General features: G+C 71.2%; 13 protein-coding genes. 8 read left to right on the top strand and 5 right to left on the bottom strand.

Translation table 11 applies throughout. The features are described 5' to 3' along the window. The first annotated feature begins 64 nt into the window (after window positions 1-64). The 4 genes from pcaH to pcaDC are packed head-to-tail and all read left to right on the top strand — an operon-like array spanning window position 65 to window position 3871. On the top strand, window positions 65-838 hold the full coding sequence (gene pcaH / locus J8M50_RS39945; protein ID WP_010355915.1) for a protocatechuate 3,4-dioxygenase subunit beta: 774 nt from the start codon (window positions 65-67) through the stop codon (window positions 836-838). Next, the gene (pcaG, locus tag J8M50_RS39940; RefSeq protein WP_010355916.1) at window positions 838-1437 is read left to right on the top strand and encodes a protocatechuate 3,4-dioxygenase subunit alpha; all 600 of its coding nucleotides are present in this window, start codon (window positions 838-840) and stop codon (window positions 1435-1437) included. The genes pcaH and pcaG overlap by 1 nt, the downstream gene beginning before the upstream one ends. Next, on the top strand, window positions 1434-2753 hold the full coding sequence (gene pcaB, locus J8M50_RS39935) for a 3-carboxy-cis,cis-muconate cycloisomerase (protein WP_010355917.1): 1320 nt from the start codon (window positions 1434-1436) through the stop codon (window positions 2751-2753). Before pcaG ends, pcaB begins: the two co-directional genes overlap by 4 nt. Then, a complete protein-coding gene (gene pcaDC, locus J8M50_RS39930; protein ID WP_029184157.1) occupies window positions 2750-3871 on the top strand; it encodes a bifunctional 3-oxoadipate enol-lactonase/4-carboxymuconolactone decarboxylase PcaDC in 1122 nt (373 codons plus the stop codon). Before pcaB ends, pcaDC begins: the two co-directional genes overlap by 4 nt. Before the next feature lie 402 nt (window positions 3872-4273). On the opposite strand, the gene J8M50_RS39925 is transcribed toward pcaDC, so the two are convergent. Next, window positions 4274-6937: an ATP-binding protein gene (locus J8M50_RS39925; protein ID WP_010355919.1), complete on the bottom strand. Its 2664-nt coding sequence runs from the start codon at window positions 6935-6937 to the stop codon at window positions 4274-4276. Between the two features lie 287 nt (window positions 6938-7224). Here J8M50_RS39925 and J8M50_RS39920 point away from each other — a divergent pair, with 287 nt between their 5' ends. Continuing rightward, window positions 7225-8460 (top strand): DUF2510 domain-containing protein, encoded by a 1236-nt coding sequence (locus J8M50_RS39920; protein ID WP_029184158.1) that lies wholly within the window; start codon window positions 7225-7227, stop codon window positions 8458-8460. Window positions 8461-8620: 160 nt separating this feature from the next. On the opposite strand, the gene J8M50_RS39915 is transcribed toward J8M50_RS39920, so the two are convergent. After that, window positions 8621-9232: a TetR/AcrR family transcriptional regulator gene (locus J8M50_RS39915; protein WP_010355921.1), complete on the bottom strand. Its 612-nt coding sequence runs from the start codon at window positions 9230-9232 to the stop codon at window positions 8621-8623. Between the two features lie 176 nt (window positions 9233-9408). On the opposite strand from J8M50_RS39915, the gene J8M50_RS39910 reads away from it, so the two are divergent. From J8M50_RS39910 to J8M50_RS39900, 3 genes are all read left to right on the top strand, one after another. Next, entirely contained in the window at window positions 9409-10203 is a 795-nt protein-coding gene (locus J8M50_RS39910; protein WP_040837191.1) for a phosphatase PAP2 family protein, read from the top strand. Continuing rightward, the gene (locus J8M50_RS39905; RefSeq protein ID WP_010355923.1) at window positions 10200-11267 is read left to right on the top strand and encodes a DMT family transporter; all 1068 of its coding nucleotides are present in this window, start codon (window positions 10200-10202) and stop codon (window positions 11265-11267) included. Before J8M50_RS39910 ends, J8M50_RS39905 begins: the two co-directional genes overlap by 4 nt. Before the next feature lie 335 nt (window positions 11268-11602). Beyond that, window positions 11603-13231, top strand: a complete 1629-nt coding sequence (locus J8M50_RS39900) for an eCIS core domain-containing protein (RefSeq protein WP_010355924.1) — start codon at window positions 11603-11605, stop codon at window positions 13229-13231. 77 nt (window positions 13232-13308) lie between these two features. Here J8M50_RS39900 and J8M50_RS39895 read toward each other — a convergent pair whose 3' ends face one another. The 3 genes from J8M50_RS39895 to J8M50_RS39885 all read right to left on the bottom strand — a co-directional run bounded on the left by J8M50_RS39895 (window position 13309) and on the right by J8M50_RS39885 (window position 18677). Next, window positions 13309-15330 (bottom strand): phosphocholine-specific phospholipase C, encoded by a 2022-nt coding sequence (locus J8M50_RS39895; RefSeq protein WP_010355925.1) that lies wholly within the window; start codon window positions 15328-15330, stop codon window positions 13309-13311. Between the two features lie 166 nt (window positions 15331-15496). After that, a complete protein-coding gene (locus tag J8M50_RS49450) occupies window positions 15497-17617 on the bottom strand; it encodes a hypothetical protein (protein WP_141655602.1) in 2121 nt (706 codons plus the stop codon). Next, window positions 17601-18677: a hypothetical protein gene (locus J8M50_RS39885; protein ID WP_050987293.1), complete on the bottom strand. Its 1077-nt coding sequence runs from the start codon at window positions 18675-18677 to the stop codon at window positions 17601-17603. The genes J8M50_RS49450 and J8M50_RS39885 overlap by 17 nt, the downstream gene beginning before the upstream one ends.

Genomic DNA, 18677 nt, shown 5'->3' with positions numbered 1-18677 from the left:
GCGGGTTGTGTGTGGCTGATCGCGCAGTTCCCCGCGCCCCTAGGTAGCTAAAGGTTCCCCTCTTATGACTCTCACCCAGCATGATATTGACCTTGAGATAGCCGCCGAGCACGCCGCTTATGAGAAGCGGGTCGGTGATGGGGCTCCCGTTGAGCATCATCCTCGGCGTGGCTATGCACCCTATCGTTCGTCCGTCCTGCGTCATCCCAAGCAGCCCCTCGTCTCCATCGACACCAGCAAAGATCCCGAACTCGTTGAGCTCTCCTCCCCCGCCTTCGGGGAGCGGGATATTACCGAGGTCGATAATGATCTGACCCGGCAGCACAACGGGGAGCCTGTTGGGGAGCGGATTACCGTTTCCGGGCGGGTTGTTGATCGGGGGGGAAAGCCCTTGCGGGGGCAGCTTGTTGAGGTTTGGCAAGCCAACTCTGCCGGGCGGTATGCGCATCAGCGTGAGCAGCATGATGCGCCACTGGATCCCAACTTCACCGGGGTCGGGCGGACTTTGACCGATCAGGACGGGTTCTATCAGTTCACCACCATTCAACCCGGTCCTTATCCCTGGCGGCAGCATGTAAATGCCTGGCGGCCCGCTCACATTCACTTCTCCCTTTTTGGGAGTGCGTTCACCCAGCGGCTGGTGACGCAGATGTACTTTCCCGCCGATCCGCTGTTTCCGTACGACCCGATCATCCAGTCCGTCACCGACGACGCCGCGCGCCAGCGCCTCGTCGCGACCTACGACCACGGGCTGTCGGTGCCGGAGTTCTCGATGGGGTACCGGTGGGACATCGTGCTGGACGGGCCGCAGGCGACGTGGATGGAGGAGGGGCGCTGATGAGGATCGACGACACGAGCGGGGCGGTACTGCCGACGCCCTCGCACACCGTGGGGCCGTTCTACGGACACGCGCTGCCGTTCCCGGGCGGTGGGGAGATCGCGCCGGTGGGGCATCCGGGGACGATCACCCTCCAGGGGTACGTGTACGACGGTGAGGGCAATCCCCTGCCGGACGCGCTGCTCGAACTGTGGAGTGCCGACCCCGAGGGCAAGATCCCGCACGTGGACGGGTCGATGCGCAGGGACCCGGCGACCGGCGGGTTCCTGGGGCGCAACGGCGTGGAGTTCACCGGGTGGGGCCGGGTCCAGACCGACAGCAACGGGCACTGGTCGGCGCGGACGCTGCGCCCGGCGGCGCGCGGGGCGAGTGCGCCGTACGTCAGTGTGTGCGTGTTCGCGCGCGGGCTGCTGGTGCATCTGTACACGCGGATCTATCTGCCGGGCGACGAGGCCGCGCACGCCGTCGACCCGCTGCTGACGCGGGTCGCCCCGGAGCGGCGCGGCACGCTGGTCGCCGCCGAGGACGGGCCGGGGTCGTACCGGTTCGACGTACGGCTCCAGGGCGAGGGCGAGACGGTCTTCCTGGAGTTCCGGTGAGTGACGACGGCCTGCTCGCTCCCGGCTGGACCGGTTCTCCGGCCGCAGCCGCGACGAGTGACGCCGCGTATCTGCGGGCCCTCCTCGACGCGGAGGCCGCGCTGACCCGTGCGCAGGCGGCGCTGGGCCTGGCGCCCGCCGAGGCCGCTGTCGCCGTCACCGAGGCGGCCGATCCGGCGCGGTTCGACGTGCACGCCCTCGCCGAGCGCGCCCGTGCGGGCGGGAATCCGGTGATCCCGCTGGTCGCCGACCTCACGGCGGCGGTCGGCGCGGAGTACGGGCCGTACGTGCACCGGGGTGCCACCAGCCAGGACATCCTGGACACCGCCGCGATGCTGGTCGCCGCCCGCACCCTCGACCTGGTCCTCGCCGACCTCGACCGCACCGCGCACGCGCTGGCCGGTCTCGCCGCCGTCCACCGCGACACCGTGATGCCGGGCCGTACGCTCACCCAGCACGCCGTGCCGACGACCTTCGGGCTCAAGGCCGCCGGCTGGCGGGCCCTGGTGCTGGACGCGCGGGATCGGGTGGCCTCCGTACGGGACTCGCTGCCTGCGCAACTGGGGGGTGCGGCGGGGACGTTGGCCGCGTTCACCGTGTACGGCGCCGGTGATGTGAGCTCTCTGCCGGGGGTCTTCGCCGTCGAAGTCGGGCTGCGGGAGCCGGAGTTGCCCTGGCATGTGCTGCGGACGCCGGTCGCGGATCTTGCCGGGGCGCTAGCGTTCACGGCGGGGGCGCTCGGGAAAGTCGCCGTCGATGTGCTGACGCTGGCGCGCACCGAGGTGGGGGAGGTCGCCGAGGGCAGTGGGGGCGGGTCCTCCGCCATGCCGCACAAGGCCAACCCGGTGCGGTCCACGCTGATTTCGGCTGCGGCTCGGCGGGCGCCGCAGCTTGCCGCGACCTTGTACGGGGCGCTTGTCGCCGAGGACGAGCGGCCTGCGGGGGCCTGGCATGCCGAGTGGGAGCCGCTTCGGGATCTGCTGCGGCTCGTTGGTGGGGCCGCGCGGGATGCTGTGCAACTTGTCGAGGGGTTGCGGGTGTTGGGCGAGGTGATGCGGTCGCATCTCGGGCTCACGCATGGGTTGATCATGTCCGAGCGGCTTGCCGCCGAGTTGGCCGTTGTTCTTGGGCGGGGGCGGGCCAAGGAGTTGTTGTCCTCCCTTGCTCGGCGGACCTATGCGGAGGGGCGGTCTCTCGTGGAACTTCTTTCGGACGAGGCCGAGTTGAAGGGGCTTGATCTTTCGGATCTTGCCGATCCTGTTCGTTATACCGGGCTTGCCGGTGTTCTCACCGATCGTGCGTTGGAGCGACGTTGACCGAGAAGCTGCTCAACTATCGTGCCGAGGGGGCTCCTTCGGCTCCGCCGTTGTTGCTGGGGCCTTCGGTGGGGACCTCGTACGCGTTGTGGGATCAGGTTGCGCCTGAGTTGTCCGTGACTCATCGGGTCGTGCGGTGGGATCTGCCTGGGCATGGGGGGTCTGCGGCGGAGTTGGTTTCTGCCGGGGCGAGTATGAGTGAACTTGCCGCGCTTGTTGTGCGGTTGGCGGATTCTCTGGGGATCGAGCGGTTTGCTTATGCCGGGGTTTCCATCGGTGGGGCCATTGGGATGCAGTTGGCCTTGGAGTATCCCGAGCGGGTTTCCTCGTTGGCCGTGGTGTGTTCTTCCGCGTATTTCGGTGGGGCTGCTCCTTGGGAGGAGCGGGCCTCTCGTGTGCGGAAGGAGGGCGTGGAGTGGCTTCTTGAGAGCACCGCTGGGCGGTGGTTCGCCGGGGAGTTTCGGGTTCCCTCGTTGTTGCGGGACCTTGCCGTCGTCGATTCCGGGGCGTATGCCGCCTGTTGTGACGCCCTTGCGTCCTTCGATGTGCGGGAGCGGCTGGGGGAGATTCAGGCTCGGACCCTGGTGATCGCCGGGCGGGAGGATCCGGCTACGCCTCCCTCGCATGCTCGGGAGATCGCCGACGGGGTTTCTGGTTCGACGCTGGTGGAGATTCCCGGGGCCGCGCATCTTGCTCCTGTGCAGTGTCCCAACGCCGTGTTGAGTGCGTTGCGTGTGCATCTTGGGGGTGGGGCCGCGTTGGGGATGGCTGTGCGGCGGGAGGTTCTCGGGGATGCGCATGTTGATCGGGCTCAGGAGCGGCAGTCCGTTTTTACCTCGCGGTTTCAGGACTTCATCTCTCGGTATGCGTGGGGGGAGATATGGACTGATCCGACGTTGTCTCGGCGGGAGCGGAGTCTTGTGACGCTGACGGCACTTGTCGCGCACGGGCATTATGAGGAGTTGGGGATGCATGTGCGGGCTGCTCGGCGGAATGGGTTGACGCCGGAGGAGATTGGGGCGGTGTTGTTGCAGACGGCTGTTTATTGCGGGGTGCCTGCGGCGAATTCTGCGTTTGCCGTGGCGCAGAGGGTTTTGGCGGAGGAAGAGGCGGGGTGAGGGGGTGGTTGTGAGCTGTGTGGGTGGGCTTGTGAGTGGGCTGGTGCGGCGCCGTCGTGGCTGGTCGCGCAGTTCCCCGCGCCCCTAAAGAACACAGCTCGCCGGCGCTTGAAAAGACACCGCCTCTCCAGTCGCCGTATGAAAAGCACCCAGCTCCAGCCGTCGCCCGAAAAGTCGGCCCTGCTCCAGCCTCCCCCTGAAACGGCAGCCCTACCCCAAGCCGCCGTCTGAAAGGGCAGCCCAGCTCCACGCCCGCCATCCCAAAAGACACCGCTACCCCAGCCACCGCCTGAAACGGCAGCCCAGCCCCACGCCCGCCATCCCAAAAGACACCGCTACCCCAGCCACCGCCTCACAAGACAGCCCCGCTCCACGCCCCGCCCCCCCCCTGAGACGGCACCCCTACTCCAGCGCCGCCAACGCCCCCTCCGCCTGCCGTACCAAACCGTCCGCCCCACACGAGCGCGCCAACGCCAACCCCCTCTTCAACTCCGACGCCGAGCGCGACAGCTCCCCGTACTCGATCCTCGCCGCCGCGTGTTCGTACTGGCACGGGGACGATTCCAGGTACGTGACCGCCTGCGTTGCCAGGCGGACCGCTCGTTGGCCCGTTTCCAGTGATGCCGCGCAGCGCAGTGCTTCTCCGATCGCCGTGTCCGTGCCCAGGCGTTCCGCTCGGGTGCGGGCGTCGGCCGCCAGGCGGGAGGCTCGGGCGGGGTCCTCTGTCGAGAGGGCTCGGGCCAGGTCGAGGGCCCAGGGGACCATCACCGGGTTCAAGTGGCCCCGCGCCGCTGCCGACTTCTCCGCCTCCTCCAGCTCGTTGATGCCCTCCGTCGTGCGGCCCACCGCCAGAAGCAGACGGCCACGGACCGAGCGCGGGTCGGGGAGGACGATCGTCGAGGGGTAGGGCGCGACGAAGTCGTACTGCTGCGCCACCCGCCACGCCTCCTCGATATGGCCCCGCGTCAGCAGGACATCGACCAGGTTGCAGATCGCCGACCAGTACAGCGGGAGTCCCCGGCCCACGCGTTCCGCGAGGCGCAGTGCCTCGCGCAGGGACTCCTCCGCCTCCCGCAAGCGGCCCCGGCGCCGCAGCCCCAGGCCCAAGTACGCGTGGGCCAGCGAGAGATGGCCCCCGCTCCAGCCGGCGGAGGTGTACGCGCGCAGGGCCCCGTTGAAGAGGGTGTCGGCACGGTCGAGGCGGTCCGTGTAGGCGTACGCGGACGCGAGCATCATCGGCAGTTCGATGCCCCACTCGGTGCCGGTCCAGTCGATGCCGGGCGCGAGGCCGCCGTTCTCCAGGGCGCGGTCGCAGAGTTCGGCGATCTCCTCCGCGTTCTCGCCCCGGCACGTCGCGTCGAAGCCGCGCAGGATGAGCAGCGCGCGTTCGCCGTTGTCGCGGCCCGTGCAGGTCGCGGCGAGTTCGGCGAGCCGTTCGGAGCTGCCGGGGGCTGACGCCTCGCCGAGGACGAGGCGCTCCCACATGAACTGGACGGCCGTCAGCCGCATCCGCGCGGGCCCCGGTTCGTGCCGGGCGGCTTCCGTACGGACCGTGCGGACGGCCGCGTCCAGCTCGTTGTTGTGCATCTGGGCCTGGGAGAGACGGCATACGGCGTCGACGCGCGACTCCCCTTCCAGGCCGGGGAGTTCGAGGGCGCGGCTGAGGTGGGCGACCGTCTGGGACGGGGACGTGAGGAGGGTCGCGCAGCCGAGTTCGTACAGGACCTGGGCGTGCACCCGAGCGGCCGGGGGTTCCTCCAGCGCGCGTTCCAGGCAGCGGCGGGCCGCGTCGGGGGCGCCGACGGAGAGGTGGGCGCGGGCGGCCTCGCGGAGCTGTTCGACGAGGTCGGCGTCGCCCTCCGGGTGCACTTCGAGGAGGTGGCGGGAGGCGGCAGCGATGCCCCGGCCCGCGTCCAGGACGACCTTCGCGGCGACGCCGTGCATCGCGCCGCGCAGGAACTCGGGGATGTTGCTGTAGACGGCGGTCGCTATCAGCGGGTGCACGAAGACGAGGTCGCCGTCGTCGGCCGGGCCCGGCGCGGTGAGGATACGGGCGGTGCGCAGCACCTCGACGCACTGGTCGGCCTTGTCGCGGCCGAGGCCCGCCATGCCGGCCGCGTGGTCGACGAAGATGCCGGTGCCGAGGATGGCCGCCGCCCACGCGAAGCGGGTCGCCTCGATGCCGAGTCCTTCGAGGTGGGCGAGGAAACCGCCGTCGTGGGCCGCCTTGTTGATGGCGCGGAGTTCCTCGGCGGCCGATTCCGTCGGTTCCAGGTCCCGGTCGTGGACCTTCGCGAGCAACTCGACCGTGTAGTACGGGTTTCCGCCGGTCACCGCCCACACCTCGCGGCAGAACGGGTCGTCCGCCCGGTCGCCGAGCGTCGCGCGGGTCAGCTCCGCGACGGCGGGCGGGGAGAGGACGGCCAGGCCGCGCACGGCGTCGCCCGCGAGGTCGTCCACCGCCCTCAGGTACGCCGCTCCCGCCTCGTCCGCCTCGCCGGGGCGGTGCGCCACGACGACCAGGACCGACAGGTCGGCCAGGCGTTCCGCGAACGCGGCCAGCCAGCGCAGGCTCTCCTGGTCCGCCCAGTGCGCGTCGTCGATCAGCAGGACCAGGGGGTAGTCGCGGGCCGCCAGGCGCCGTACGAGTTCCACCAGGCCGTCGTACACGCCCTGCGGGTCGCTCGGGGTCAGGCCCGGTCGCGTCAGGCCCAGGGACGGGCCCGCGATGTCGTACCAGTCGCCCAGGTACGTGCGGGCCTCCTCCTCCATGAGGGACAGGAGCGCCGGTTGCAGGAGCTGGCGTACGACGTGGAAGGGGACCGAGCGGAGGGTCTCGCCGGCCCGCGCGGACCAGACCGTGCAGCCCGCGGCCTCCGCCCGGCGGCGGGTCTCGGCCAGCAGCGCGGTCTTGCCGAGGCCCGCTTCGCCCCGGAAGACCAGAAGACGGCCCCGGGAAGGCGCGTCGGCGCGCAGGTCGGCCACCGCCCGGGCGATGGTGACGACTTCCGCGTCGCGCTCCCACAGGGAGGCCGAGGTGGCCGGCGGTGGCCCTGCCTCCGTCATCCCGTTACCTCCCCGAGTCGCCCGAACGACGTACAAACCTTGAGCGTAGCCGCACGGGAGGGGTGTTAGGGGCCGGTCCGGGGAGGCGTTCCTCGGGTGGGTGACATCGGGGTGGGGTACGGGGGCCTCGCGGCCTGCGCCGGACGGGGGTGCGGGTCAACTCCGGTGCGCGGGGAGCTGGGTTGACGGGCGTCGGGCGGCGAGATCGCGCCATGCCGGGGGGATTTCCCCGGTGCCCGGGGGCTTCCTCTCATACGGCTTTCACCGATGCCTCATACGGTGGGGGCATGACGCAGGCGATACCACCCGGGTGGTACCCCGACCCGGGGCAGACGAGTGACGGTCCTTCCTCCGAGCGGTGGTGGGACGGTGGGGCGTGGACCGAACGGACCCGGGTCGTGGGGGCGGACGGCTCCGCTTCCCCCGAGCCGTCGACGGGCGGTTCGGAGCATTCCGAGGAAGGGAGTGCGGCCGAAGAAGGGCGCGAAGACTCCGCGCCGGGCGTGGAGTTCGAGAAGAGCGCGGAGTCCTCAGGGGCTATAGGGGCCGTGGGGCCCGCCGAGTTCTCGGGGGTGGGGGTCTCAGGTACTAGTACCGGAGCTCCTGGGTATTACGGGGGCGGTCAGGGGGACGTGCTCGCCTCCGGGTATCCCACCGCGCCTCAGGCGTACCCCGTGTACCCCGGGCAGGACCCCTATCCGGGGCAGCCCGGGTATCCGGCCGCGCCCGGGGGCGGGTCCCGGACCGGTGTGCGGATCGGGATAGCCGTCGCCGCCGCTGTCGCGGTGCTCGCGAGCATCGGGGTCGGGGTGTACGCGCTGACCAAGGACAGCGGGGGGAGCAACGGGCCCGGGACCGCGCAGGGGCCTGGCGGCGGGCAGGGCGGGCCCTTCGGGGGCAACGGCGGAGGGTCCGGCGGCTCCGGTGGGTCCGGCGGCTCGGGCGGTTCCGGCGGTGGGGGTCCCGCTCCCGGGCAGTCCGAGGCGCCCGAGATCAAGAGCGGGGCCGTCACCGACACCGTCAACGGCATCAGCATCCCCATCCCCGAGGGCTGGACCGGGCAGCAGATGGGCGTCGGTGCGCAGGTGAACTCCGACTCCTCGTACCCCTGCCCCGGCGACACGTCCAAGAGCTGCACGAAGGGCGGCGTCTACTCCGCCCCCGCGGACGCGCTGAGGATCGCCGGGTCCACCGCCGAGGAGGTCGCCAAGGCCGACATCTCCGCGAACGCGGAGCAGTCGTACGGCGGGACCACGTACGGCGCGATCACCTCCCACGAGGTCCTCGCGTCCAAGGCGGTGACCGTCGCCGGGCAGAAGGGCTACCAGATCCGCTGGAAGGCGGTGACCAGCAAGGGCGCGGACGGGATCGTGGAGTCCGTGGCGTTCCCGTCCCCGGCCGACCCCACCCGTTTCGTCGTCCTGCGGTTCGGCGTCGACGCGGACCAGAAGCTCACGGTGATCGACCAGATCACCACGGGCATCAAGCCGGCCTCCGGCGGAGGCAGCGGGCACGACATCTGACGGCCCCCGGAAAAAAACTGGCCCCGGAAAATGTTCGGCCGGGTGGGACCCCTCTCCGCTCAAGAGGGGGCCCACCCGGCCGGGTGGTGCGCCGCCCCCGTCCCCACGGTGCGGCGCGGCAGGTCGGCGTCCAGTCATCCCGTGGACGTCCGACCTGGGTTTAGGGGATGCCGAGGGCGGGCAGGACGGCGGCTTCCACGAAGCGGAGCAGATAGTCCGGGTCCGCTTCCTTGCCCTCCAGGACCGGGCGGACGCGCAGCACTCCGTACAGCTGGACCGGCACGAACTCCAGCGCCGGGTGGTCGGCCGGGATCTCGCCGCGCTCCACGCCCCGGCGGAGTATCTGGCGGACCGCCTCGACCTCGGGTTCGATCAGCGTCTCCCGGAGGGCCTGGCGGAGTTCGGGGTCCTGGATGGCCGCGTGGCCCAGCGCCTGCATGAGCGCCGTGTCCTTGCCCGCCGAGTCCGTGCCCACGAGGGCCGCCGCGCGGAGGTCGCCCGCGAGGGAGCCCGTGTCGATGCCGGCGAAGCGGACCTCCCGGCAGGAGCGCAGGGCGGCGGCGACGAACTGGGGTTTCGTCTTCCACTGCCGGTACAGCGTGGACTTGCTGCATCGCGTGCTCGTGGCGACGCCGTCCATCGTGACGGCCTCGTACCCGCACGCCCGTAGCTGTTCGAGGACGGCGTCGAAGAACTCCTGCTCGCGTTCGGGCGTGAGCTTGGAGCGGCGCGACGCGGCCGTCTCCGGCACCTCCGCGGCCTGCGACGTCATCGTTCTCCCTCTCCGTTTCATTCCCGGTCCGGGGACCGGATCGATGTGGCGTAAGTCAATCGATACTCCAGTGTACCGGTACTCGATCGTATCGGTACACTGTCGTATCGATACGCTTTCGTATCGACACTGCGGCCACCGTCGCAGCGCACCACCGTGAACGAAAAGGCATGGGGATGAATGCCCGCACCGAGCCTGGAGAGGGAGCGGGGTCCACAGCGGCCCGGCCTCCGATAGTCCGCGAGCTGCTGCTGGTCGCAGGGCTCTTCCTCGTCTACAAGTTCGGCCGTCAGCTGGCGACCGGCCATACCGGGGAAGCGTTCCGCAACGCGCATCACGTGTGGGACTTCGAACGCTGGGCCCGCCTCCCCTCCGAGGTCGACGTGCAGGGCCTCCTGCTGCACGGGGACGGCCTCGCGAAGGCCGCGAACGTGTACTACGCGACCGTCCACTTCCCGGCGACGCTCGCCTTCCTGGTCTGGCTGTACCTCCGCCGCCCCGCGCACTACGTGTGGGCGCGGCGGGTGCTCGCCGTCGTCACCGGGGCCGCGCTCGTCGGCCACCTCCTCTTTCCGCTGGCGCCGCCCCGGATGCTGTCCGGTACGGGGCTGATCGACACCGCGCGGATCTACGGGCCCTCCGTGTACGGGCCGCCGCAGACGGACCACCTCTCCAACCAGTTCGCCGCGATGCCGTCGCTGCACTTCGGGTGGGCGCTGATGCTGGCGATCGGGATGATCGTCGCCACGCGGTCCCGGTGGCGGTGGCTGTGGCTGGTGCACCCCGCGCTGACGCTGCTGGTGATCGTCGGGACGGCCAACCACTACTGGCTCGACGCGATCGTCGCGGGCGCCCTGCTCGGGGTCGCGCTGGCCTTCGTCCGGCCGCCCAGGACCCGTACCCCTGAAGTACTACCCGAACCGGAGACGACGGCCGAGCCCGTCAAGGAACTCGTGGGAGTTGGCCGATGAACGCCACCCTCGTCGCGGTCGTCCTGTCACTGTTCTCCGCGGTCGCGTACGCCGCCGCCGCGGTCGCCCAGGAGCGGCTGGCGTCCCAGTCGTCCGGGGCCGGGATCATGCGGATGGTCCGGCGGGGTGCCTGGTGGGGGTCCGTGCTGCTCAACGGGGGCGGCGCGCTGCTGCACGTCGTCGCGCTGAACTACGGTCCGCTGACCGTCGTGCAGCCGCTGGGGGCGCTCACGCTCGTCGCCGCTGTGCCGCTCGGTGCGCGGATCGCCGGGCGCAAGGTCAGCCGGGCCGAGTGGCGGGGGACGTCGTACACCCTCGCCGGGCTCGCGGCGATCCTCGTCGTCGCGTCGGGGCCCGCGCCGGAGAAGACGCTCGACGGTGCGCAGTCCATCGCCGTCGCGAGTGCGACCGTCGCGGTGATCGCGTTCCTGGCGAAGCCCGGCGCGAAGCCCGGCCTCCGGCACGCGACCGCGTCCGGCATCGCCTCCGGGGTCGCCTCGGCGCTCACCCAGACGGTGACGGTGGCGCTCACCGACACGGGGTCGCTGCCGCTGTACCAGGTCCTGGGGATCGCCCTGTTGGTCGCCGCGTTCGCGACGGCGGGCCTGCTCCTCTCCCAGACCGCCTACCAGGACGGCCTCGGCGCACCCCTCTCCATGGTCACGCTCTCCAACCCGGTGGCCGCTGCGGTCATCGGCCTGACCCTGCTGGGCGAGAGCCTCCAGGGAGGCGCCGGGGGCATCCTCGTCGCCGCCGCGGGGGCGGGGCTGGCGGGCAGAGGCGTGGTGCTGCTGTCCCGGGCGACGCCTGAGGTGGCCGGGAGCGGCGTACAGGATTCCGATCGGTACGAGGATGTCGAGCGCACCGGCGAGGTCGCGCACGACGACGGCGTACCCGGCGACATCGTCGTACCCGACCACATCGCGCTCCCTGAGCCCGCCGGTGTCCCGCACGACGAGCACCCCGTCGCGGCGGTCCTCGCGCTGCGGCCGGAGTCGGCGTCGCAGGAACCGGCGATGCTGCCGCGCCCGACGACGGGTCCTGGCCAGCTGACGGCGTTGTAGCCCCGCGCCCACGATCAGGGCGGGGGCCGTCAGGTGGCGGGGAGCGTGAAGCGGCTGAACTGAGCGCACACCCCGCCGAACCGGCCTCCGCCCGTCCACGTCCCACCGGGGCTCCCTTCGGGCAGTCGGTGTTGCCTCCGTGCTGCCCCTTCGGCTCTTCATCCGTGGTGAGGGTGCTCGTAGCAAGGGGGAAAGATCGCGGAGAGAAGTGGGGTGGGTTCGTCATGTACGCCAAGAAGGAACAGCCGGAGACGGCCGTCGAGGGGCGTCGTGGGGCGGGTCCGGTTCGGCGGAGTGATGGGGACGGGTTTCTTTTACCGCAGGGCCTTGCGCCTATGCAGCGTGCCGTCGGGAACGCGGCCGTCGCCCGGATGATGCAGCGGTGGCGGGACGAGGCCGGGCCGGAGGGACAGGCCGTGCAGCGGTCGGCCGTGCCCGATGTGCTGCGTTCGCCGGGGCGTCCCCTCGCGGAACCCGTGCGCGCCGAGATGGAGCAGCGGCTCGGGGCGGACTTCTCCGACGTCCGTGTGCACGACGGCCCGGCCGCGCAGCGGTCCGCGACGGAGGTCGGGGCGCGGGCGTACACGTCCGGGCACCATGTGGTGATCGGCGAGGGCGGGGGCGACCGGCACACGCTCGCGCATGAACTCGTCCACGTCGTGCAGCAGCGTTCGGGGCCGGTGTCGGGCACGGACAACGGTTCGGGGCTGCGGGTGTCGGATCCGTCGGACCGCTTCGAGCGGGAGGCGGAGCGGACGGCGCACCGGGTGTTGGCGGGGCCGGTGCCGGCGGCGGAGTCGTCCGGGGTGGCGCAGCGGGCGTCCGTCCAGCGGGCGCCGGGGGCGGCGGTCGAGGCGGCTGCGGAAACCGTGGTCCGGCCCGCGTCGGAGACATCCCTCCAGCGCATGTTCAACGACGAGGACCCCGAGCCCGCCCAGCAGCAACCCGCCAACCCCCTGCGGGACTTCGCCGCCGCCACGACCGACTCCGACGGCGCCGTCACCCCCGGCCCCCGTGCGGCGGTGCTCCGGCAGATCGCGTGGGAGGAGCACTGGGCTCCCATCGCGGAGGTGTGCAAGAAGTACCACTACACGATCGCCGTGCGGGAGACCGGCGAGTTCTCGGTCAAGCGCATCGCGGAGGGGGCGAAGCCCAAGCCGCACACCATCCTGGAGAAGTCCATCAAACCGTCCTCGGTGAAGAAGGAGTACGGGCGCGAGGGCTCGCAGGCCGACCCGGACGCGGTGCTGAAGTGGCTCGCTGACGAAGACCTGGACGGCTTCGTCGGGCACTGGGGGCAGGGCGGGCTGCTGGGGGTGCGCGTCGACAACCCGGCCCAGGAGGTCCTGGACCTGGGCATCGTGCGGACCGGCGCCCGGAGTGAGCAGTACGTGCCGGTCACGGTGCTGACACAAGGCGGCGGCCCGCAGCTGACCGCCCTGAAGTCGCTCCCGAACTGGAAGACGTACCTGTACACCGGGGACTACGACCTGCACGAGGCGTACTCCACGATGGGCGCGATGGCCGGCGGCGGCCAGATCGCCGAGGCGTCGACCGAGAAGGTCAACCTGCTGAACCGGCTCAACGCCGGGGTCGCGAACAGTTCCTCCGTGCCGGTGCGGCGGGAGGGGACGGCCAAGCTGGAAGGGCACGGCCTGCACATGGAGGACTCCGCGTACGCCATGTTCCAGCACGGCGACCAGGCCACCTACCGGCAGAACCAGTACCTGGAGGCGCAGGCGGCGGAAATGCGGCCGGTGGTGGCGCAGTTGGTGAAGGCGGTGGCGACGGAGAGCGACGAGCCCATGGGGTGGTGCCGCTGGGGCCAGTGGTACGTGAGCATGAACAAGGCGGAGCACGCGGCGCTGCGGGAGGAGTGGGGGCTGACCACTCCCAACTCGTGGAGCGACGACGTGGTGGACCGCACGGAGCAGGGCAAGTACAAGACGGCCCAGTACGTGTGATCCGGTACGTGTGACCCAGTACTACGGGACCACCCGCCCCCTCGGGTGAGTGGTCCCGTAGTACTACCCGGGTACGACTACTCGGTGATGATCGCCGGGTCGCTGACCCCCGGCCGTCCGTTCTCCACGTGCCCCGCGAACCGGCGCAGGAACGTGGAGGAGGCGTGCGAGGTGACCGTCAGGTCGTACCAGCGGTGGCCCTTACTCGTCTCGACCGTGCGCTTGAGGACGGCCTTCGGGCGGAGCTTCACCGTGGTGGTACGGGAGCGGTACGCGTCGGTGACGCGGAGTTCGACCGTGTCCTTGGACTTGTTGGTGAAGGTCAGCTCGACGTGGTCGCCGACATGGCGGGCGACGACCTCGGGGCCGGTGTGCGCGGTCTCGCCCTTGAAGGTGCGCAGGAAGCCGGCCGGCCCGTGGACCGTGAGGTCGTAGGAGGCGCCCGTGAAGGTGTCCGAGATCTTCTTGCCCGCGCCGGTCGTGTAGCTCCGGGGAGTTACGCCGGGCGTGGTGACGAGGAACGCGCCCCCGGCGTGCGCCCCGGAGGCGAACGTCAGGGTCAGCGCCCCGGAGCCGGTCTTCGCGTCGACGCTGGGCGCGTACCGGAGGGGCCGGGTGGGCCGGTGGCCGCGCTCCTGCCGGGGCAGGGCGGGGTGGGCCGGCGGGGTCGGGACGTAGTCGGGGTGCCGGTTACGGTCGGCGGGCTCGTACGCGGCCGTCGAGGGCAGCGTCACCGGGCGGACGTCCTTGCGGGAGAAGTCGAACGCGGCCGTCAGGTCGCCGCAGACCGCGCGCCGCCAGGGCGAGATGTTGGGCTCGTGGACGCCGAAGCGGCGCTCCATGAACCGGATGACCGAGGTGTGGTCGAGGGTCTCGGAGCAGACGTAACCGCCCTTGCTCCAGGGCGAGACGACGATCATCGGGACGCGCTGGCCGAGCCCGTAGGGGCCGGGGACGTGCCCTGCGGCATCGCCCTTGAAGACCTCGGTGCCGACCTCGACCGTCGAGCGGCCCTCCTCCGCGAAGGGGGGTACGACGTGGTCGAAGAAGCCGTCGTTCTCGTCGTACGTGATGAACAGGGCCGTCTTCGACCACACCTCGGGGTTCGAGGTGAGCGCGTCGAGGACCTGCGAGACGTACCAAGCCCCGTAGTTCGCGGGCCAGTTGGGGTGCTCGGTGAACGCCTCGGGGGCGACGATCCAGGAGATCTGCGGGAGCTTGTCCGCCTTGACGTCGGCCTTCAGCTGCGCGAAGTAGTCCTCGCCGTTCTTGGCGTCAGTGCCGGTGCGGGCCTTGTCGTAGAGGGCGTCGCCGGGCTTCGCGTTCTGGTACTGGGTGAAGTACAGGAGCGAGTTGTCGCCGTAGTTGCCCCGGTAGGCGTCCTGGATCCAGCCCCAGCCGCCCGCCTTGTCGAGACCGTCACCGGCGTCCTGGTAGATCTTCCAGGAGACACCCGCCTTCTCCAGCCGCTCCGGGTACGTCGTCCAGGAGTACCCGGCCTCGTCGTTGCCGAGGACCGGGCCGCCGCCCTTTCCGTCGTTACCGGTGTGACCCGTCCACAGGTAGTACCGGTTGGGGTCGGTCGAGCCGATGAACGAGCAGTGGTACGAGTCGCAGATCGTGAAGGAGTCGGCGAGCGCGTAGTGGAAGGGGATGTCGCCGCGTTGCAGGTACGCCATCGTCGTGGAGCCCTTCGAGGGGACCCACTTGTCGTACTTGCCGCCGTCGAACGCGGCGTGGCCGTCGTTCCAGCCGTGCGGGAGGTCCTGGACGAAGGCGAGGCCCAGGTCGTCGTGGTCGGGGCGGAAGGGCAGGACGTCCTTCTTGCCGTCCGACTGGTACCAGACCGGCTTGCCGTCCTGGCGGGTGACGACCGGGCGCGGGTCGCCGAAGCCGCGTACGCCGCTCATCCGGCCGAAGTAGTGGTCGAAGGAGCGGTTCTCCTGCATCAGGACGACGATGTGCTCGACGTCCTCGATCGACCCCGTCCGATGGTTCGCGGGCAGCGCCGCCGCCCGCTCGATGCTCCCGGACAGCGCGGTGAACGCCGTGGTGGCACCCGCGAGTTGGAGAAAGCGGCGCCGGTTGACCTCTGACATGGGGGTCCCTCTCGACCTGGGCGGACGTCTGCCGGCCGGTTCGTGTCGGAATGCGTGCGCCAGGAGTGTCGCGAGGGGGGTCGAACGAGCGGGGTGGGGTGGGTGGCGGTGGCGTGAAGGCGACGGGTACGGGTGGGGGCGGCGGGGTCGGAGGGAGGTAAGAGGCTTACCGGTTCAGCAGGAGGATGAGCAGGACGAAGAGGGCGAGCAGGGCCAGGGCGATCGTGACGAACTTCGCGGTGTCGTCGGGGGGTGAGGGGGTGCGGTGGGTGGTGCGGATGGGGGTGAGGGGAGGGGCGGGGGTAGTCACCGGGTACGACTGAGGGGGTACGTGGTCCGCCGGGGCCGGGTGGTCGAACTCGATGATGGGGCTCAGCTCGTCCGGTACCGGTACGTGCTCCTCCCACGGCCGGGTCCTCGCCAGCTCCCGCCACAGCACGGCCGGCAGCTCCGGCGCGGGGTCCTGCTCGAACAGCGCGCGGCGCCAGAACTCCCGTACCTCCGGCGGCTGTCGGTGCGCCAGCGGTGCCAGCATCCCGGTCACCCTCGCCGCCAGCTCCGGCCGGCCCAGGTACGGCAGCACCGCCCAGCGGAACATCCGTACGGCGCCCGCGACTCCCCCGTGCCGGGTGTCCTCCTCGGCGAGCGCCGTCCGCCACTCGCTCCGCAGGAACATGCCGTGGCCGAAGACGGTCCCGGCGAGGGCGACGGCCTCCGCGAACGTACGCCACCTGGTCCGGCGTTCCAGCGCCCGCAGGATCTCCTGCGCGGCCCGGGGGGACAGGTCGGGGCGGGCGAGTTCCCCGCAGAGGGTGCCGTCGGACAGGCGGTCCAGTCCCGTCAGCCGGGTGAGGAGGGGGCCGGGTGCCTCCCGGGTGGGCCGCTGACGCCACCACTCCGGGGAGGAGTACTTGACTAGACGGCCGAGGCGTCGGGTGCGGTGGGGGAGGTGGCGGTCGGCTCGGGGCGGGGGTTCGGGGGCGGGGAGTTGCGGGGCGGGGTGGTCGTAGGACTTGGGGAGGGGGGGTACTACGGGTACTACGGGCATTACGGGTAGGGGGTCGACGGGGACGTAGGCGGCGACGGGGGGTAGCGGGTCGGGGGGTGGGGGGTGAGGAGGGTCCACAGGAACTGCGCGGACCACGAGGGGTACGACGGGTACTACGGAGGGTACGGGGATGACCAGCGGGGAGACGGGTGTCGGCTCCGGCGCGGGTGCTACGGGTATCACGGGTACTACGGGTACGGGTTCCGGCGCGGCCGGCACCTCGGGCACCACCTCGGACACCGCCTCGGACACGACCTCTGACAGCACCTCAGGCCCCTGCCCAGGCACCACCTCGGGCCCCCTCTCCACCACAGGAACTGCCCGCACCTCTCCCCCACCCCCCACCAACCCCCCGATCAACCGGTCCAGCCGCTCCCCCGCCCCCATGTCCCCGGGCCCCGGACATCCCCGCAGCACCGCCGCGAGCGCCTCCGGCCTCTCCGGCTCGGCGAGGAACAACTCCACGAGCCGCGCGGCGACTTGCCGGGCCTCGTCCCGGGGCGCCTGCGCGAAGGAGATCCGTTCCACGCCGACTCCCCCCACCGCCGACCGGGGCCACTCCGGCACGCAGACGAGCCGCAGCCGCGCATCGGCCTGGGTGTCGAAGCTGGCGTACGTCAACGACGTGTCCCCGAGCCACTCCCCGAGCATCGCGCACACCCCCCAGATGAGCAGCGGCGCATAGCTGGCCTTCTCCAGGCTCTGCACCTCGCGGCGCAGGAAGGTGAGCCGGTGCCCCGGCGTCCGGATGAGCTGGGCGACGGCGACTTCGAGCGGCGTACGGATGTAGGCGACGTTGTTCAGGTAGCGCGGAAACGCCTCCGCGAACTGCCCGCGCACGGTGTCGGTGGGCACCCGCTCCAGTTTCCCGGACACGTCGTCGGGCACGCCGAGCCACTCCCAGTGCTGGTCGGCGAGGGTGACGGAGTCGCGGGCGGTGAGGAGCGCGGGGTCGCCGACGAGCACGCGGGAGACGGTCGACTCCCGGCCGCGCGCGTCGAGTGCGGGCCGGCGGTGGACGACGACGGCTTCGCCGGTGGCCGGGTCGAAGCACCGTACGACGCTGGAGCGGCGGCTCTGCGCGCCCTCCACCCGCAGCAACGGCGCCAGCAGCAGCCGCAGTTCCTCGGCCCGCGCCTCCCCGCAGGAGTGCGCGCTCGCCGCGATCCCGGTGCCGTACCGGTCGCGGTTGCCCTCCCAGCGGAACAGCAGGAGGTCGGCGTCAGCGGAGTCCGCCACCGGCGACACCCCCCGCAGCGGTCTCCTTCGTGAACATGCCGCACATCGCGAGGATGGACACGAGTGGCCCCAACACCCGCCGGGAGCGCACCCCTTGGGGGAAGTGGCTGTCACGCGCACTGCCCCCGGTCGCGGACGCGAAGTGCAGCGTGCAGCGCAGCGCGCTGTCGAAGGGCCGCAGCCAGCCGGGGTCGGCGTGCCGGCGCAGGAAGGCGTACGCGTCGCGGCTCTCCTCCCGCAGCAGCCGGGGGTCGTACGAGGAGTCCTGGCCGAGCCAGCGGTCCACCGGGGGTTCGAAGCGCAGCAGGTCGGCCTTGCCGACGACGAGCGCGCAGGGGATGTCGAGGTAGCCGTCGCGCAGCGGGAGCCGGTCGAGGACGGTCTCGAACGCCGGGTCGCTGCCGGTGAGTTCGAGCCCGGCGTCCTTGCGGGGCTCGTCGAGGTGGGGCAGCTTGAGGGCGAGCAGCGGGTCGACGACGAAGACGAGGGCGTCGACGCCGAGGAGGAAGCGCAGCAGGCTGTCGGTGCGCATGAGGTCCTCGCCGCCGAGGTCGAAGAAGGCGACGGGCCGTACCTGCCGGTCGGCGCCGGTGAGCAGGAGCGCTTCGACGAACTCGGCGAACGAGGTCTGCCCGGTGGCCTCCAACTGCCGTCCCTGGCGCAGCCGTACGACGCGTTCGCGGACGAACGCGGCGTGGTCGGCGGGGTTCACGGACTGCCAGCGCACGCCGTAGGGGTCGAGGCCGCCGCCGATGACCTCGGCGACCATCTGGGTGAGGAGGTGGCTCTTGCCGCTGCCGGAGGCGCCGATCATGGCGACGGTGAAGGGGCGGCCGTTGGTGAGGTAGGGGACGGGCACGAAGTGGGGTTCGCCGCCCTCGGCGCCGGCGCACGCCTGGAACGCGGAGCGCAGGACGTCGGCGCGGCGCAGGGGGCTGACGAGGTCGGCGGGGTCGAGGCGTTCGTAGCTGAAGGTCTCGGTGCGGCGGTGCAGCCGGGACTCGTCGTACTGGACGTGGTCGAGGCAGTAGGGGCACAGGACGCGTTCGTGGACGGTCAT

Source organism: Streptomyces acidiscabies (assembly GCF_020010905.1).
Taxonomy (GTDB): domain Bacteria; phylum Actinomycetota; class Actinomycetes; order Streptomycetales; family Streptomycetaceae; genus Streptomyces; species Streptomyces acidiscabies.
The sequence above is the reverse complement of the archived record's forward strand: the minus strand, read 5'-3'. Positions and strand labels throughout refer to the sequence as shown.

What these genes read in the sequence shown, in the direction of transcription:
- J8M50_RS39920 (WP_029184158.1), top strand. Translation starts at nt 7,225, where the DNA reads ATGACGCAGGCGATACCACCCGGGTGGTACCCCGACCCGGGGCAGACG.
- J8M50_RS39915 (WP_010355921.1), bottom strand. Translation starts at nt 9,232, where the DNA reads ATGACGTCGCAGGCCGCGGAGGTGCCGGAGACGGCCGCGTCGCGCCGC.
- J8M50_RS39910 (WP_040837191.1), top strand. Translation starts at nt 9,409, where the DNA reads ATGAATGCCCGCACCGAGCCTGGAGAGGGAGCGGGGTCCACAGCGGCC.
- J8M50_RS39900 (WP_010355924.1), top strand. Translation starts at nt 11,603, where the DNA reads ATGCAGCGTGCCGTCGGGAACGCGGCCGTCGCCCGGATGATGCAGCGG.
- pcaH (WP_010355915.1), top strand. Translation starts at nt 65, where the DNA reads ATGACTCTCACCCAGCATGATATTGACCTTGAGATAGCCGCCGAGCAC.
- pcaG (WP_010355916.1), top strand. Translation starts at nt 838, where the DNA reads ATGAGGATCGACGACACGAGCGGGGCGGTACTGCCGACGCCCTCGCAC.
- J8M50_RS39925 (WP_010355919.1), bottom strand. Translation starts at nt 6,937, where the DNA reads ATGACGGAGGCAGGGCCACCGCCGGCCACCTCGGCCTCCCTGTGGGAG.
- J8M50_RS39905 (WP_010355923.1), top strand. Translation starts at nt 10,200, where the DNA reads ATGAACGCCACCCTCGTCGCGGTCGTCCTGTCACTGTTCTCCGCGGTC.
- J8M50_RS39885 (WP_050987293.1), bottom strand. Translation starts at nt 18,677, where the DNA reads ATGACCGTCCACGAACGCGTCCTGTGCCCCTACTGCCTCGACCACGTC.
- J8M50_RS39895 (WP_010355925.1), bottom strand. Translation starts at nt 15,330, where the DNA reads ATGTCAGAGGTCAACCGGCGCCGCTTTCTCCAACTCGCGGGTGCCACC.